The organism is Nostoc sp. ChiSLP03a, from assembly GCF_034531215.2.
Taxonomy (GTDB): domain Bacteria; phylum Cyanobacteriota; class Cyanobacteriia; order Cyanobacteriales; family Nostocaceae; genus Nostoc.
Window position 1 is genome coordinate 37,583 of record NZ_JAVRBQ020000127.1, and the last position, 13,942, is coordinate 51,524.

Below are 13,942 nucleotides of genomic sequence, written 5' to 3' on the forward strand. Positions count from 1 at the left end.
TCCTCTCTCTGCCGACCTCCACAAGCGCATTTTTGGGTTAGTGAAGTACTAGATTTATCTATCGGGTCAATCCAAAATCCAAAATCTAAAATCTAAAATTGTCTGACCGATTCAGCTAAAAATCACGAGCGATCGCTTGAGAATAACTGATAAAGTTGAGCTACGCAAAGTTGAAAACAGTGTTATATGCCTGGGTTTCTATTAGAAGTTGGTACAGAAGAACTACCTGCAAGTTTTCTCAGTGATGCTTTAGTGCAATGGCCGGAACGCATTCCCCAAAGCCTGGAAGCAAACAGCCTCAAGGGCGAAAGTATCCAGGTGTACGGTACTCCCCGGCGGCTGGCGGTATTGATTACAGGTCTACCATCGCAGCAACCAGACCGAGAAGAAGAAATTAAAGGGCCCCCCGCCCAAGCCGCCTTTAAAGATGGTCAGCCGACAGCAGCAGCAGCAGGCTTTGCCAAAAAGCAAGGTGTGGAACTGGAGGCGCTGTCAGTTCGCCCCACTGACAAAGGGGAATTTGTCTTTGTGCAAAAAAGAATTCCCGGTCGTCCTGTGGCGGAAATTTTGACAGAACTTGTTCCCCAGTGGATTTGGGGTTTAGAAGGTAAGCGGTTGATGCGTTGGGGAAATGGAGATGCCAGGTTTTCTCGACCGATTCGTTGGCTGGTAGCTTTGTTAGATGAGACGGTATTGCCTTTAGAATTAGTGAATGGTTCTAAAACAATTCAGAGCGATCGCCTTTCCCAAGGTCATCGAGTCTTACATCCTGAACCTGTGACAATTGCCCAAGCTACTGATTATGTTACCGCCCTCAAGTCTGCTTATGTCACCGTTGATCCAGAAGAACGGGTAAATCTGATTAAAGAACAAGTAAATGCAGTTGCAGAGAATTTAGGCGGGTATACAGTAATTTACCCCGATTTGTTAGCGGAAGTAACCAACCTTGTAGAATATCCTTCCGCAGTTGTTGGTAAATTTGAACCAGAATTTTTGGAATTACCAACTGAGGTAATTACTGAAGTGATGGTTACTCATCAACGTTATTTTCCTGTATTCAAACCAGGGAGTTTTGAGCAAGAATTATTGCCCAATTTCATTACCATTTCTAACGGCGATCCGAAAAAATCAGATATTGTTGCTGTAGGAAATGAAAGAGTAATTCGTGCCAGATTAGCTGATGGTAGATTTTTCTACGAAGCTGATTTAACTAAACCAATAGATAGCTTTTTACCGCAATTGGAAAAAGTCACTTTCCAAGAAGAATTGGGTTCGGTGCGTGCCAAGGTAGATAGAATAGTTCAAATTGCCGAGCAAATTAGCAGTCAATTAGAATTAGCAGAAGATCAAAGCCAAAGAATCCAACGTGCTGCTTTATTATGTAAAGCAGATTTGGTGACACAAATGGTCTATGAATTCCCTGAACTGCAAGGCATTATGGGAGAAAAATATGCTTTGGCTAGTGGTGAAGATGCCGAAGTAGCAAAGGCAATTTCTCAACATTATTTGCCAAAGGGAGCCGGTGATGTGTTACCAGAAACACTCACGGGTAAAATCGTAGGTTTGGCCGATAGATTAGATACTTTAGTGAGTATCTTTGGTTTAGGTTTAATTCCTTCCGGTTCATCCGATCCTTTCGCCTTACGCCGTGCGGCTAATGCTGTAGTTAAAATTGCTTGGTTTGATAATTTACCGATAAATTTAGATAATTTATTGGCACAAATAGCCACGGACTTTGCAGCAAAATATCATAAAGACCAGGCATTATTAACCACAGCATTACAAGAGTTTTTCTTGCAACGCATCCGCACTTTATTACAAGAAGAAAAACAGATTGATTACGATTTGGTAAATGCAGTTTTGGGAGAAAATGACCCAGAATACACAGAACGGACGTTAAAAGATTTATTGGATGTGCGCGATCGCGCTTTGTACTTACAACAAATCCGTAACGACAGTACCTTAGATAACATTTACGAAACCGTTAACCGTTCCACACGATTAGCCGCTCAAGGCGATTTGGATACAAAACAGCTAGAACCAACAACCGTAGTTCGTCAAGAATTATTCCAAAAGCCCTCTGAAATAGCTTTGTATAATGCGCTAATCGAATCAGTGCCACAAACTCAAACAGCACAGCAAACCCGAAATTATCAACTGTTAGTAGCAGCACTCACAAAAATTGCTCCAGCAGTTAGTAACTTCTTTGATGGACCAGATAGCGTTTTAGTTATGGACTCCGATCCAGAAATCAAGCGTAATCGGTTACATCTGCTCGGACTAGTTCGCAATCATGCCCGTGTTTTAGCTGACTTTGGTGCGATCGTCAAAAATCTGTAGCGTAGGTCAACAAAAACTTGTGTAATTTTTGCCAAGAAAGGCTACTATAGGGAGTGCTTAACCAGGGACACTCTGCTGCAATCTATGCCAAGAGCTACTGTTGTTGGATTGGGAAAGTCCGGTGTTGCTGCGGCGAGATTGTTGAAACGGGAAGGTTGGGAGGTAGAGCTGAGCGATCGCAACACCTCCGAAACCCTCCTAAAACAACAACAAGAACTCGCTGCCGAGCAAATAACCGTTAAACTAAGACAATCCCTAGAATTGAATGGTGCTAATTTACCGCAATTAATAGTCGTTAGTCCTGGCGTGCCTTGGGATATTCCCGTATTAGTTGAGGCACGCCAATTAGGTATTGAAACCATTGGCGAAATGGAACTCGCTTGGCGAAACTTACAATCGCTACCTTGGGTAGGAATTACTGGCACTAATGGCAAAACTACTACCACAGCTTTAATTGCTGCCATTTTCCAAGCAGCAGAATTAAATGCACCCGCCTGCGGTAATATTGGCTACGCCGCTTGTGAAGTTGCCCTATCTCAGGGAGCAGGGAGCAGGGAGCAGGGAGCAGGGGGAGCAGGAGAAAAGTTTGATAACTCCTCACTCCTCACTCCTCACTCCTCACTCTTAACTCCTCACTCTTCACTCGATTGGGTGATTGCGGAAGTTAGCAGCTATCAAATAGAATCTTCGAGTTCTCTTGCTCCCCGGATCGGTGTTTGGACGACTTTTACACCGGATCATCTTAGTCGCCATAAGACTTTAGAGAACTATTACAATATCAAAGCCAAGCTATTGCGTCAGTCCGAGTTGCAAGTGTTCAATGGCGATGATGCCTACTTGAGCCAGCTAGGTTTAAGTGCTTGGCCTGATGCCTATTGGACAAGTGTGAGAGGAAAAGATTTTCTGATTAGCGAAAAAGGCTTTTACATTGAAGATGGCTGGGTTGTGGAAAAATTGACTGCAACCTCAGCACCAGAACCAATTGTGAAAGTATCTAGTTTGCGAATGGTGGGAGAACATAACCAGCAAAATCTGTTGATGGCAGTAGCAACAGCAAGATTAGCGGGAATTAATCGTGATGCGATCGCACTTGCAGTTCGGGAATTTCCTGGTGTTGCCCATCGTTTGGAGCATATCTGCACATGGGAAGGTATTGATTTCATTAACGATAGCAAAGCCACCAACTATGATGCGGCTGAAGTAGGTTTAGCATCTGTTAACAGTCCAGCAATTTTAATTGCTGGTGGAGAAGCCAAAGCAGGTGATGATACTGCTTGGCTAGCACAAATTCAAACCAAAGCTGCTGCTGTGTTATTAATTGGCTCTGCTGCATCCGCATTTGCCAAACGTCTCCGAGAGGTGGGGTATCATACATACCATATTGTGGAAACTATGGAAAGGGCAATTCCCAAGTCGGCAGAATTAGCCAAGCAGTATCAAGCGCCTGTAGTATTGCTATCTCCGGCTTGTGCGAGTTTTGACCAGTACCCAAATTTTGAGGTGCGGGGCGATCGCTTCCGTCATCTATGCCTTGCTTGGGCAGGAGGCTGGAAACCTGCCAGAGTAGAACTTCCAGAACTTGAAAACTCTACTCAAGAGTCCATAGTTCAAAGTCGATAAGCATTGTTTGTCAACAAGTTCGTAGTAAGGACTTTAGTCCTTGTTTTCTAAGCACTAAAGTCCTTACTACAAACTCTCAAAACTAATTTGACAAAATACAAGAAGGATTATTTGGTACTAATTTAGTAGTTTTCTATAATTAGATTTTGCTATAGTTTGCAACTTCAACCTCATGAGCGATGCTTGTAGGTTTAGGAATAGGTAAACCATCTTCTAGCATTCCTTCTATATGAAATTCAATAGCTTCTGCAATCATCTGCTTGACTTCTTCTAAAGTTTCACCCACAGCGACACAACCTGGTAAATCAGGGACATAAGCGCCGTAGCTAGTTGCTCCCTTTTCAATCACAACTGTATAACGCATCAGTCTTCCTCCAATTGAGCTTGTCTCCAGATATTTTTCAGAGTACCAATTGGCACATCCACATTTAGCTTACCAGCCACTGTTACAGTACCAGGTTTATCAGGATGTTTGAACTGTCGATGACTACCTTTAGTTCTATCAAGATACCAACCATCAGCTTCCAGTCGCTTGATTACATCACGTACTTTCATGTTACTACTTATCTGTACAGGTAAAATTTCTGTTACAGATAGAGTGCCTTATTGAGAAAGCAAAGTAAACACAATTATGTCGCAATTCTGTCCGTCATTTTGTCATGGGTTTTAGTATTCCTACTTAACACATCAATCAACCAATAGGGCGATTTCCGGGATTGACTGCATGAATATATTCACTACCCGATCGCGGCCTTCCTCGTTTATAATAAGCTTCTTCTGGTTTACCCCATCCTAGCTGCAAAATCATTTCCAAAAAGCTAGAATTTTCCCACTTGCACAAACTTGCCCACTCTGTTCTTTGAACAATTCTCTCTACATCAGATGTGACAATTTGTTGGTGTTGTTTACTATTATTAAAACTCAAGTATAAATCCATTCCTATAGTGACTTCATACCAAAATTCTACGATAGAATTTTTAGCGGCTTTTAATATCTCTAAGTCACCATTGAGGGCAATTAACTCACTATCTATTTCGGGATAATGCAAGTTTTTTCCTTTAACTGTCATTTCCCGCCAGATAATACCAGAAACTCGATTTTCTCTTTGATACTCATGAATTGCAGTTTTGAAATCTTGATAGGCAGTAAACTGTTGCAACCCATCAGTTCTGATAAACTGGTCAATTACAGGATTGCCAGAGACTTTTATTTCTAACTTTAAGCGTTTTCCTTTCAGGCAAGCTTGGCGTTCGGCTGCCAAAATTTGAATTAGTTCCTGGGTGGTGTAAACCTTTGACATCAGAATAAACTCTATTTAGTCATTGGTCATTGGTCATTAGTCATTAGTCAGTTGTTACGGACTTATAGACTATAGATTAACTTTCTAATCATTATGCTTTGACATCGGCGGCAATGTAGTAACAGATATAACTAAAAATTAGGGCAGACCAATTTGGTCTACCCCATAGGTTACTTAGCTAACTCACTACTAAACTCGTTAAAAGCTCGCCGCTTTAGCTGTGCTGTTTCAGTGCGTGGTAATAAATCAAAGATTTTACGAAATTGATCGTCTATATCTTCATAAGGTACTTGACCCTTTTTATTCAAAACTACTTCACCTGATTTATTTAACACCACGACTTGAGGAACGCTTCCAGCATAGTAATATCCTGGTTCAGTTGGGTCGTAGGTCTCTTTCTGCGGGATAGCATCTACATTAATCGGCATAATCTCTGCTACCTTGCCATAGAATTCCTGTACCCGTGAAATGGAAATGGCATATCTTTTGGAATCACTGCTATCATCCAAATAAAAAGCCAAAAATACGGGTTTATGTTCCGCTAAAGTTTGTGCGAGTGTCTGTCTGGGAGGAACTAATGAACCATTGCCAGCATAAACAACAAAGATGTTGCCATCATATAAATCATTATTCAGACCAGCAGATGCAGGTTGCATACTTATAATGAAAAGACTTACAAGCAACAACAGGCATTTGGACAACCACCTTTGCCAGCTAGTAATTTGTTTATGTAAAAAAAGAAACTTTGTGCTATTCATCAAAAGGAACCTTGCAAGCTACTACTTGTTGTGAGTTTGTGCTGAATTTGGCCAACTGGGCTGGATATGTAATTACGCCCACGCACTATTTTTTAAGATAACGCCTACTGAGATTATCTCTCGCAAGTGGCTGGTATTGCTACGCAGAATTCAAAACAGAGGTAAAGTAGCGCAACAATCCAAAATTATTCGACTGAGTGTAGCCGTACCCTTCCGGGGAAGCAACACGTAGCATTCCGCAGAAAAGTCTAAAATTCAAAATTGCGAATACTGGCTTTTTCAGCCAGGATTCGCTAAACTCACAAGATTAAATTTGCACTTTTAATTAACAACCGCCAGAAAACTAGGGTATAGATGTGGGAAACAAAATACAATTCATAGATAGACTGCGATTGGGTTTCGCGGTGTCAGTGGCAAAGAGTGTGACCTTTATAGTGCAATATCTTCGACGGGCTGCGCCTACGCTCCGTCTAGGTGCTGGTAGTGTATTACCAGGGGCGATCGCTCGTCGCATTGAACCCAGACTTTTACAATTATTGAGTCAGCAAGTTAAAAACGGGGTGATTTTAATTGCTGGTACTAACGGCAAAACTACTACAGCGCTGCTTTTATGCACAATACTAGAACGCAAAGGTTTTCGTGTCACTCATAATTCTACAGGTGCAAATCTAGAAAATGGCTTGATGACGGCGCTGTTAGAAAGCACCAACTTACTAGGTACGCTAAATTCTGATTACGCCATTTTAGAAGTTGACGAAAATATTGTACCGAAAGTATTAACGCCACTCCAGCCGCGAATCATTCTCTGTTTAAACTTGTTCCGCGACCAACTTGATAGGTACGGCGAAGTAGACACAATTAGTAAGCGTTGGACAAAAGTTATTTCTACCCTACCACCAGAAACAGTGGTAATTCCCAATGCTGATGACCCAACTCTATCTAACCTCGGTCAACAGCTACCTCAAAGAGTGTTATTCTTTGGCTTGAATGAACCAGAACATTATCTAGAAGCAATTCCTCACGCTGTTGATTCTATTTATTGTCCAAAATGTGGACATTCTCTAGATTATAAGGGTGTTTATTTGTCTCATTTGGGAGATTTTACTTGTCCTAAGTGTGGTTTTAGTAAAAGTAAACCGACTTTGGAAAGTAGTGAATGGTCGCAAATTCTGGTAGGTTTATACAACAAATATAATACTTTGGCGGCTGCAACTGCGGCTATGGAATTAGGAGTTGATGAAGCAACAATCAGAGATACTATTAACAACTTCCAAGCTGCTTTTGGTCGGGCGGAAGATTTAGTAATTAAAGGTAAACGAGTGCGAATATTGTTATCAAAAAATCCTGTGGGAACGAATGAAACCATTCGCGTAGTTACTCAAAGCACAGATAAAACCACACTGCTGGTATTGAACGATCGCACGCCCGATGGCACTGATGTATCCTGGATTTGGGACGTAGATACCGAGAAACTAGTCGAACGCGGGGGGACTTTGGTTGTAAGTGGCGATCGCGTCTACGATATGGCACTACGTCTACGTTACAGCCAAAAGTCCCCTGAGAGTAACTTAAATTTAATAGTCGAAGAAGATTTGCGACAAGCGATCGCTACTGCATTAGAACATACACCAGAAAATGAAACTCTGCATATTCTACCTACCTACTCAGCCATGTTAGAAGTGCGAGAAGTACTCACTGGTCGTAAAATTCTTTAAATTTGTCATTGGTCATTTGTCATTTGTCATTTGCGATCGTCTTATTCCCTATTCCCCATTCCCCAAATTTATGAGTTCTCAAAATATAGAATTAACAATTGGTTGGCTTTATCCGACGCTGATGAGTACTTATGGCGATCGCGGTAATGTAATTACTATAGAACGTCGCGCCGAGTGGCGGGGATACGATGTTAAAGTATTACCCTTAGATCAAAATTCTACAGCCGCAGATATTAAAACAGTAGATGTCATAGTTGGTGGTGGCGCACAAGATCGTCAGCAAGAGATTGTCATGCGTGATTTGCAAGGTGCAAAAGCTGATGCAATGCGCGACAAAATCGAAAATGGAACACCAGGAGTATTTACTTGTGGTTCACCCCAATTACTGGGACATTATTATGAACCAGGCTTGGGACAACGAATTGATGGTTTGGGAATACTCGATTTAGTCTCTGTGCATCCTGGTGAAAATACTAAGCGCTGTATTGGCAACTTAGTAATTGAAGTGACAGCTTCCCGTCTGGCGCGAGATTTAAAAGAGATGACAGGTAGCACACCATATTTAGTAGGCTTTGAAAATCACGGCGGACGCACCAAACTGGGAAAAGTGGAAGCTTTGGGGCGAGTGGTGTACGGTTTGGGAAATAATGGTGAAGATGGGACAGAAGGAGCATTTTATCAGAATGCGATCGCTACTTATTCCCACGGGCCATTGTTACCGAAAAATCCTTTTGTTGCCGATTGGTTAATTCAAACAGCGTTGCGGCTAAAGTATCAGCAAGAAATTACCTTGACACCTTTTGACGACAGCCTCGCTGCACAAGCACGAGAAGCGATGTTTAAGCGATTGAAAGTCAGTTTACCAAGTGTTGGTGCGGCGAAAGTTTAACCTCAGTTCGCTGATTAAGCCTCTCCCCGAAACGGAGAGAGGTCAAATTTGATATAAAGCAAGGAGGCAAAATATGACTCAAGCCTTAGCCAAACAAATATCATTTGATGAATTTATCTCTTGGTATCCAGAAAACTCACAACGACGCTATGAACTACATGACGGAGTAATTGTTGAAATGGCTCCTCCTACAGGCGAACATGAACAAATTGTTGGATTTTTAGTTGGGGAAATAGTTACAGAATACAAACGTTTAAAACTACCTTATTTCATCCCCAAAACAGCTTTCATTAAACCGACTCAGAGCGAAGCAGCTTACTCCCCAGATGTAATGTTGTTGAATAACTCTAATTTAGTAAATGAACCTTTGTGGAAAAAAGAATCTACTGTAAGCCAAGCGGCATCAATTCCTTTAGTAATTGAGGTGGTAAGTACCAACTGGCGAGACGACTATTTTACCAAAGCAGGTAAATACGTTCGCGCAGCGTCTCGAAGAGAAGAGGTCGGAATACCTGAATACTGGATTGTAGATTATCTAGGCTTAGGTGGTAGGCGGTTTATTGGCAATCCTAAACAACCAACTATCTCGATTTACCAACTAATTGAAGGCGAGTATCAAGTTAGGCAATTTAAGGAAAATGACCGCATTCAATCGCCAGCGTTCCCAGAGTTGAATTTAACTGCTGAACAGATTTTCCAGGCTGGAGAAGTCGCGTAAAAAACGGCTAAAGAAGTAAAAGAACCATCAAAGACTCATCGGCGAGTATCAAAGACTCATTCACGAGTATCAAAGACTCGTCCGCGAGTATTAAAGACTCATTCACGAGTATCAAAGACTCATTAACGAAGTTCATAGCCCCATTAATGAGTATTAAAGACTCGTTTACAAGCAAATCTGAGCCATTGGTAATGATAAATTCTTTTTAGATTCCGTAAAAATCATTAGCGCTCATGTAATGTTACACAGGATAGTAGATTGCTTTGATATCTTGCAGCATTCTCAATTAGTAGTCGCGATCGCCTGAAACTCGAAGTTCTAGAAACCAATAGCCAAAGCCACTCAAATGGACTAAAACCTGTGGTGGTTGTTGGGATTAGTGCAAAATATAAGTAGTTGCGAGATTGTCCAGCGAATCAGGGGCATTATATATAATTTTCGTTGACAGGTGAACCTCAATATGGCAAACACGCCTCAAAGTTACCTTGAAAAAATCCGAGAAGCGAAAAAGAAAAAGCTTAAAAAATTAGATTTAAGCAATAATTGGCGTACTAATGACGAGGAAAAATTAACGGAAATTCCTGCTGAGGTGTTTGAACTGGAATGGTTAGAGGTTTTGAATTTAAGCGGCAACCAATTAACGACACTGCCAGAAGCGATCGCCCGCCTGCAACAACTCACTTTCCTGGATTTAAGCGGCAACCAATTAACGACACTGCCAGAAGCGATCGCCAGTCTGCAACAACTCACTTTCCTGTATTTAAGCTACAACCAATTAACGACACTGCCAGAAGCGATCGCCAGTCTGCAACAACTCACTTCCCTGAATTTAAGGGGCAATCCTATCGAAAAGCCACCGCCAGAAGTAGTTGAAAATGGTATTGAGGCGATTAAAGATTATTTGCGGCAACTGAAAGCAGAAGGCACAGATTATCTGTATGAGGCAAAGTTACTAATTATCGGCGAACCAGGTGCAGGGAAAACAACACTGGCTAAGAAAATTGAAGACCAAAATGATCAACTCCGAGAGGAAGACTCTACAAAGGGAATTGAGGTGATCCAGTGGGGTTTCCCAATGGAAAATGGGCGAGAATTTCGAGTCAACATCTGGGACTTTGGGGGGCAAGAGATTTACCATGCTACTCAGCAGTTTTTCCTTACTAAACGTTCTCTCTATGTTTTAGTAGTAGATACTCGTAAGGAAGAGACAGATTTTTATTATTGGCTGAATGTGGTGGAAATGTTGAGCGATAACAGTCCCCTGCTAATCATCAAAAATGAGAAGCAAAACCGCCACAGAGAAATCAATGAACGTGAGTTACGAGGGCAGTTTACTAATATTAAGGAGACTTTATCAACAAACCTTGCTACCAACAGAGGTTTAGAACAAGTTTTAAAAACAATCAAGCATTATGTTATAAACCTACCTCACATTGGCAGTCCCCTCCCAAAAACCTGGGTTAGAGTCCGGGAAGCTTTGGAGAGTGACGCACGCAATTACATTAGCTTGGATGAATATTTGAACATCTGCCAACAAAATGGGTTCACCCAAAGAAATGACAAGTTGCGGTTAAGCACCTATCTGCACGATTTAGGGGTATGCTTGCACTTTCAGGAAGACCCACTTTTGAACCAGACCGTCATCCTCAAACCCAAGTGGGGAACTGATGCAGTCTACAAAGTGCTAGATAATGAAAAGGTGATTCGCAACCTGGGCAGTTTTACACGATCTGACTTGGCAAACATCTGGTGTAAAGACGAATACGCCACGATGCATGATGAACTCTTGCGCCTAATGATCAACTTCAAGCTGTGCTACGAAATTCCCAGAAGCAAAGGAAAATATATTGCTCCACAATTGCTATCTGCTAATCAACCCTCCTATGACTGGAATGAAACCAACAATCTGATTGTACGTTACACTTACGAGTTTATGCCGAAGGGCATCATTACCCAGTTCATTGTGGTTATGTATGAGTTGATTAATGAACAAGAATGTGTCTGGAAAAGTGGCATTGTTATAAGTAAAGACCAGAGTAAGGCAGAGGTAATTGAATATTACGGCAAGCGTGAGATTAAAATTCGAGTCTCAGGTCGTCACAAAAGAGATTTGATAACCCTAGTTACACATGAAATTGATAAAATTCACGCTTCTTACAGACGACTAAAATATAACAAGTTAATACCCTGTAATTGTGTAATTTGTAAAAATAACCAACAACCGTATTTTTATCCATTTGAAGTTTTAAGGCAATTTGTAGCAGATCGTGGACGCTCAATTCAGTGTCAAATAAGTTTTCAAATGGTTGATGTATTGAGTTTGATTGATGATGTTGACGAGAGAAGGGAGTTAATAGGGAATGAAACTGCAATGATACCTAATTTAATATCATTAAATCAAAATTCTAGCCAGGTTAAAAGTTATATGGATCAAGTGAAACAAGGTAGCGATTTGTTATATGAAGCCAAAATATTAATAGTAGGTGAACCCGGTGCAGGCAAAACATCACTGATGAGAAAGTTGGTCGATCCAGATTATCAAGTAGTTCCCAAAATTGAAGAAGCAACTTTAGGAATTAATGTTCATTCTGACTGGGAATTTAAAGATACTAAAAATAAAGAAATTAGCTTTAAGGCTAATATATGGGATTTTGGAGGGCAAGAAATTCAATATACTATACATCAATTCTTTTTAACGAATCGTTCATTATACGTGCTAGTAGTAGACGATCGTAAACAACGTACAGAATTTGATTATTGGTTCAATATTATTAAAATACTTGGAGGCAATAGCCCTATTTTAGTTGTTTTAAACGAAATACAATATTCATATAATAGTAATTTTGATTTAGGAACTTATAGAGAACGTTATAACGAACTTATAATAGAACGTTGTGATGTGAATCTAGCGGTTGAAGATGGACGTTTTAAACCTTTAATCTTGAAAATACAACAAATGCTTTCTCATTTAAAACATATTGGTGATCAACTTCCTATAAAGTGGATACAGGTTCGTCAAGAATTAGAAAAATTAAAACAGAATCATAATTATATTAACCTAAAGGAGTATTGTGATATTTGTAAAAAGCATGATATTTTAGAAGAATCAAGTTATTTATTATTAAGTAGCTACTTACATGATTTAGGAATAATACTTCATTTTCAAGATGATAGTGAATTACATGACTTAGTGTTTCTAAACCCGCAATGGATTACAAATGCAATATATGTTGTTTTATCAGATAAAAATTTACATAATCAAGGAGGTAAATTCAGTAAAATATGGCTGTTTGATTATTGGAAAAGGAAAGGTTACACCTTTGATCAAAGAAATATATTATTAAATTTAATGAAAAAGAAAAACTTTGATATTTGCTATGAATTAAACTTAGAAGATAGCAAAAAATATTATATTGTGCCACAATTGTTACCAATTAAAAAGCCAAATTATAGTTGGGATAATACAAATAATTTAAATTTTCGTTTTCAATATCCTTTTATGCCCAAAGGCATAGTAGTACAATTAATTGTACGCTTATCTACTTATATTGCACAAGATAATAAAGGAGATTTAGTATGGCAAAAAGGAGCTATTTTTATAAAAAATGATTTGAATAAGAATGAAGTGTATAGGATCGAAAACAGAGATATTACTAAAGCAGAGGTAATAGAAGCTTTAAATAAAGATGGTCAGAAAATAATAACGATAAAAGTATCTGGATTGGCTCTAGAAAAAAAAGCTTTACTTACTATAATCTTGAAAGAAATAAGAGAAATACATAAAAAATTCAAAAATTTAGATGTGAAAGAATTGATTCCTTGTAATTGTCAAACTTGCAGCAATAATACTGAACCATTTTTTTATGATTATCAGCTTTTAGATAAATATATAAAAAATAAAATCTCTAAAATTAGATGTAACAAAAGTTTACAAGAAGTAGATATTTTATCTTTGATTGATGACCTAATAGATTATCCTTTAAATAATGAATTTAAGTATTCACATTTTCAAGAAATGCCAACACCTGGAATATACTTAAGTGTAAATCAATTGCAAGAGCAACAACAAAGTCAAATTCGTCAACAGGAAAATAATACTATGTCAAATATTCATCAATATGGTTCTGGAGATAATATTGCTGGTGATAAAGTCATGCGTGATAAAATCCGCACTCAAATCAACAACTCCCAAAACTTAGCACAAGCAGCAAAAGATATTAAAGAACTTTTAGATCAACTGTCACAAGAATATTCTAGTACTGCGATGGTTGGCGTCAAAGCAGTAGAGGAAATAGAACAAAAGCCAAAATTGAAAGCTCGAATTGTCAATGCCCTGAAAGAAGCAGGATCAGAAGCTCTAGAAAAAGCAGTTGATCATCCTGCTGTTAGCATTGTCATAGCAGCCGCCAAGGGCTTCATAGATGGTTGAAGATATGGTAATTTAATCAGACTAAAAAGTAAAATTCACTGCCTAAATACTAGCTTGTTTTACTATAAAATTGAATAGTAAATTTATGTTTTCATTCAGAGTCACAAGCGATCGCACCACCATATATTAATGTTCTTCGCCTTTTTCCTGAAGGAGCGCTCAAACCACATTTT

At 39.5% G+C, this 13,942-nt stretch carries 10 protein-coding genes; 6 read left to right on the plus strand and 4 right to left on the minus strand.

Annotated features, from left to right (window positions below; genetic code table 11):
* Nucleotides 1-186 precede the first annotated feature (186 nt).
* Complete coding sequence (gene glyS / locus RMY32_RS20755; protein WP_322709199.1) at nucleotides 187-2,340, plus strand: glycine--tRNA ligase subunit beta; 2,154 nt, start codon at nucleotides 187-189, stop codon at nucleotides 2,338-2,340.
* Nucleotides 2,341-2,424: 84 nt separating this feature from the next.
* Complete coding sequence (gene murD, locus RMY32_RS20760) at nucleotides 2,425-3,960, plus strand: UDP-N-acetylmuramoyl-L-alanine--D-glutamate ligase (RefSeq protein WP_322709200.1); 1,536 nt, start codon at nucleotides 2,425-2,427, stop codon at nucleotides 3,958-3,960.
* 139 nt (nucleotides 3,961-4,099) lie between these two features.
* Here the strand turns inward: murD and RMY32_RS20765 are convergent, their stop codons facing one another.
* From RMY32_RS20765 to RMY32_RS20780, 4 genes are all read right to left on the minus strand, one after another.
* Nucleotides 4,100-4,324, minus strand: a complete 225-nt coding sequence (locus tag RMY32_RS20765) for a type II toxin-antitoxin system HicB family antitoxin (protein ID WP_292719064.1) — start codon at nucleotides 4,322-4,324, stop codon at nucleotides 4,100-4,102.
* Nucleotides 4,324-4,515, minus strand: coding sequence for a type II toxin-antitoxin system HicA family toxin (locus RMY32_RS20770; RefSeq protein ID WP_322709201.1), 192 nt, complete (start codon nucleotides 4,513-4,515; stop codon nucleotides 4,324-4,326). The genes RMY32_RS20765 and RMY32_RS20770 overlap by 1 nt, the downstream gene beginning before the upstream one ends.
* Nucleotides 4,516-4,651: 136 nt before the next feature.
* Complete coding sequence (locus RMY32_RS20775; RefSeq protein ID WP_322693924.1) at nucleotides 4,652-5,260, minus strand: hypothetical protein; 609 nt, start codon at nucleotides 5,258-5,260, stop codon at nucleotides 4,652-4,654.
* A 170-nt stretch (nucleotides 5,261-5,430) separates the two neighbouring features.
* Nucleotides 5,431-6,018, minus strand: a complete 588-nt coding sequence (locus RMY32_RS20780) for a thylakoid membrane photosystem I accumulation factor (RefSeq protein WP_322709202.1) — start codon at nucleotides 6,016-6,018, stop codon at nucleotides 5,431-5,433.
* 356 nt (nucleotides 6,019-6,374) lie between these two features.
* Here RMY32_RS20780 and RMY32_RS20785 point away from each other — a divergent pair, with 356 nt between their 5' ends.
* From RMY32_RS20785 to RMY32_RS20800, 4 genes are all read left to right on the plus strand, one after another.
* Nucleotides 6,375-7,733, plus strand: a complete 1,359-nt coding sequence (locus RMY32_RS20785) for a Mur ligase family protein (protein ID WP_322709203.1) — start codon at nucleotides 6,375-6,377, stop codon at nucleotides 7,731-7,733.
* 70 nt (nucleotides 7,734-7,803) lie between these two features.
* Nucleotides 7,804-8,622 carry a type 1 glutamine amidotransferase gene (locus RMY32_RS20790; RefSeq protein WP_322709204.1) on the plus strand — a complete coding sequence of 273 codons (819 nt, stop codon included), beginning with the start codon at nucleotides 7,804-7,806 and terminating at the stop codon, nucleotides 8,620-8,622.
* 73 nt (nucleotides 8,623-8,695) lie between these two features.
* Nucleotides 8,696-9,340 (plus strand): Uma2 family endonuclease, encoded by a 645-nt coding sequence (locus RMY32_RS20795; protein ID WP_322709205.1) that lies wholly within the window; start codon nucleotides 8,696-8,698, stop codon nucleotides 9,338-9,340.
* A gap of 460 nt (nucleotides 9,341-9,800) precedes the next feature.
* The gene (locus RMY32_RS20800; protein WP_322709206.1) at nucleotides 9,801-13,769 is read left to right on the plus strand and encodes a COR domain-containing protein; all 3,969 of its coding nucleotides are present in this window, start codon (nucleotides 9,801-9,803) and stop codon (nucleotides 13,767-13,769) included.
* The last annotated feature ends 173 nt before the right edge of the window (nucleotides 13,770-13,942 follow it).